Origin of the sequence: Enterobacillus tribolii, from assembly GCF_003363015.1 — a bacterium.
GTDB classification, from domain to species: Bacteria; Pseudomonadota; Gammaproteobacteria; order Enterobacterales; family Enterobacteriaceae; genus Enterobacillus; species Enterobacillus tribolii.
The window spans coordinates 1-1,616 of record NZ_QRAP01000037.1; the positions used below are offsets into that span (position 1 = coordinate 1).

Genomic DNA, 1,616 nt, shown 5'->3' on the forward strand with positions numbered 1-1,616 from the left:
GCGGCCGAACACGGCCAGGCGCTGACGCTGACCGGCACCAGCAACGCGGAAGCGGGGCAGACGGTGACGGTGACGGTGAACGGCGCCGACTACACCACCACGGTGAACGCCGACGGCACCTGGAGCGTGGCGGGCGTGGACGCCAGCGGTCTGGCGGACGGTACCCACACCATTACGGCGAACGTCAGCGACAAGGCGGGCAACCCGTCCGACGCCGGTCAGACCGTGCTGGTTGACGCCACGCGCCCGGCGGTAACCATCAACGACAACATCACGGGCGATGACATCATCAACCTGGCGGAGCACGGCCAGGCGCTGATCATCAGCGGCAGCTGCGCCGGGGCGGCAGCGGGCGACACGGTGATCGTGACCCTGAACGGCAAGAACTACACCACCACGCTGGACGCCAGCGGCGCCTGGAGCGTGGGCGTACCGGCGGCGGATGTGGGCGCGCTGAGCGAAGGCAGCCACACCATCACGGCCAGCGTCACGGACAAGGCCGGCAACGTCGGCGACGCCACCCATGCGCTGGGTGTGGCGCTGACCGCGCCGACGCTGAGCATTAACGACCTGGCCGGCGATAACGTACTCAATGCCCTTGAGCGCGGCGAGCCGCTGGTGATCGGCGGCGGCAGCAACGGCCTGGCGGCGGGCACCCCGGTCACCGTAACCCTGAACGGCAAAAACTACGCCGCCACCACCGACGCAGACGGCAACTGGCATATCAGCGTGCCGGTGCTGGACCTCAACGGGCTGGGTGAGGCGAACTACACGGTCACGGCCAGCGCCACCGACGGCGTGGGCAACAGCGTGACGGGCAGCGCAGGGCTGCTGGTCGACACCGTCCTGCCGGTCATCACCATCAACCCGGTGACCAGCGACGACGTGCTGAACCTGGCGGAAGTCAACAGCGGGCAGACGCTGAGCGGTAAGGTCAGCGGCGCGGCGCCGGACGATATCGTCACTATTGTTCTGGGCGGTCAGAGCTACACCACCACGGTGAACGCGGACGGCACCTGGAGCGTGGGCGTTGGCAGCGATGTACTGACGGCGCTGGGCAACGGCAGCATCACGGTGAACGTCAGCGTGACCAACGGCCACGGCAACACCGGCGAGAGCAGCCGCGACTTCACCATCGACGCCGGCCTGCCGGGCCTGCGTATCGACACGGTGGCGGGCGACGATATCGTTAACGCCATTGAACACCAGCAGGCGCTGATTATCAGCGGCACCAGTAGCGACGTGCCGGCGGGCAACGTAGTGACGGTCACGGTCAACGGCATCAGCTACCCGGCCACGGTGATGGCCGACGGCACCTGGAGCGTGGGCGTACCGGCGGCGGATGTCTCGGCCTGGCCGGCCGGCCCGCTGACCATCACGGCGGAAGCGGCCAATGCCAGCGGCAACGCCAGCGATATCGGCCACGTGGTGAAGGTTGACCTGAGCGAGGTGGCGGTGTCCATCGACACCGTGGCGCAGGACAACGTTATCAACGCCGCCGAGAAGGGCGCGGCACTGGTACTCAACGGCGCCACGCAGAACGTGGAAGCCGGTCAGGTGGTGAAGGTGGTGTTCGCCGGTCACAGCTATGACGCGGTGGTTCAGGCGGACGGCAG

The 1,616-nt window shown here is 67.9% G+C and carries 1 protein-coding gene; it reads left to right on the forward strand.

Features of this window, described 5'->3' with window-relative positions:
- Nucleotides 1–1,616 (forward strand): Ig-like domain-containing protein (locus C8D90_RS21905; protein WP_115460561.1); only part of this gene is annotated, 1,616 nt, incomplete at both ends.